Origin of the sequence: Sporofaciens sp. SGI.106 (assembly GCF_050314255.1) — a bacterium.
Lineage (GTDB): Bacteria > Bacillota > Clostridia > Lachnospirales > Lachnospiraceae > Claveliimonas.
The window spans coordinates 1-2,017 of sequence record NZ_JBNPMZ010000044.1 but is presented as its reverse complement, the minus strand read 5'-3'; the positions used below and the strand labels follow the sequence as shown (position 1 = coordinate 2,017).

Sequence of the window (2,017 nt, the reverse complement as noted above, 5' to 3'; positions counted from 1 at the left end):
AGGGGAGACTGTCCGAAAACTAGAAAACTAGAATAGTCAGGTAATAGTTAACCATAAGGTTGAATCACCTATGAAAGGGTGTTTGACATAAATATTTGTACATTGAAAACTGAATAAAGCACACAGAAAATCAAGATTTTCAACCAGAAATATAGTATAATGATTACAGAAAAGTACTGTATTAAGAGGTGACGGATTATGCCATACGTTTCAACTTTTAACCGCAATCAGATGATGATGTGTTCATGGGATTCTTTTGTGGATCCGGAAAGCATCGCCAGACTTATTGATGCTTTTGTAAACAGCCTTGATCTAACGAAATATGAAGTAAAAGAAGCAGCGAAAGAAGGCAGACCAGCGTATGATCCGAAAGGAATGTATAAGTTGTATATATATGGTAACCGTAAAGGTATCCGATCCTCACGTAAACTGGCTGAAAGCTGTAAAGTCAATCTTGAAGTAAAATGGATGCTTGGAGGCGTGGAACCGGACTTCCGTACGATTTCTGATTTTCGGAAAGATAACATTGATAGCCTGAAAGATATCTTTCACGAATTTAACCGCAGGATTTCCGGAGCGGTAGAGTGGGGATTTTCTTCTGTTGATGGAAGCAAGTTCCTGGCGAACAATTCCAAGGACAGTAATTTCACTAAAAATAAGCTGGATGACAGGATCAAATGGCTGAATGCTCATACAGACGAGTATCTAAGAATCCTGAAAGAAATGGATGAACAGGAAGGACTTGAGGAAATACCGGAGAAGCTGACCAGAGAAGTGGTTGAAGCAAAGCTTAAAGAAGCACAGGAGCGTCTGGCGAGATATGAATCCTATCAGAAGCTGATGGAGGAAACTGGTGCTTCACAACTATCTCTGACGGATGCAGACGCAAGACTGATGAAAAATAAGAATGGTTTTGCCGTGGCATACAATCCGCAGACAGCGGTAGATTCTGAAACACATCTGATCAGGAATTTTAAAATGACTAATCAGGTCACTGACCATGGGATGCTGAACCCGACAATGGAAGAAATCCGGGAAGAGACGCAAGATGAGATACTTGAAGTTGTGGCCGATAAAGGTTATGAAAATGAGGAAGACATGATCAAATGCCTGGAGAATGGCATGATTCCACATGTCATACTGGATGACGGCAAAGACGGATATGAACTGGAAATATCATATGAGGAAGCGGAAGCAGATATAACCAGTACAAAACCGGAAGAGTTGAAAAAGAGTCTTCATGCAGGGAAAATACCAGAGGCATATAAAGATGTTATTTCTGATATGGAAGTAAAAGAGGTCCGCCGGAAAGTGAAGGAGGATCTGGCAGATATTGAAAAATCCGAAGCTATATATGGAACGCCGGAGGAGATGCTGGCGCGGGCGAAGGAGGGATATTTTGTCAGAGACCCGGAAAGAAACTTGGTTTATTGTCCGGAGGGAGAAGTCTTGAGGCAAAAATGCATCAAGAAAAATGGGAATATCCGCTATGCCAATAAAAATGCCTGTAAACACTGCAGGAACAGGAACAAGTGCTACAAAGGTAAGGGTGAATGGAAAGAGATTGATTTTACAAAAGATACTCTGGAGAAGTCATGCAAAGAGTGGTTGAAAGCAGAGGGAAAGGAATGTGAAAATGCAAAGCAGGCTGTAAAAGGTCACTTTGAGAAAGTAAAGGTTGTAAAGTTTTTCCTGAAACCAAGTTTTGAGAAAATGTCCCAGAGGATGTGCCTGTCAGAGCATCCGTTTGGAACGATAAAAAGAGCGATGGGAGCCACCTACTTTCTTTTGAAAGGACTGCGAAAGGTGACCGGGGAGTTTGCGCTCTTTTGCCTTGGATATAATATGGAGAGAGCTAAAAACCTTTTGGGATTTGAGAAAATGATGCAGCTTATGGCAACAGCATAAGCTCCTTTTCTTTCAATATGTGTGTTTTATTCAGTTTTCAATGACACATAGAAAGAAAGGGGCTAATTTTATGCTCAAAAATGAGGTTTTCGGACGGTCTGAGGGGGGG

The 2,017-nt window shown here is 41.3% G+C and carries 1 protein-coding gene; it reads left to right on the top strand.

Annotated elements, in window-relative coordinates:
• Positions 1 to 198 precede the first annotated feature (198 nt).
• Entirely contained in the window at positions 199 to 1,908 is a 1,710-nt protein-coding gene (locus ACQRCC_RS15455; RefSeq protein WP_427851637.1) for a transposase, read from the top strand.
• The last annotated feature ends 109 nt before the right edge of the window (positions 1,909 to 2,017 follow it).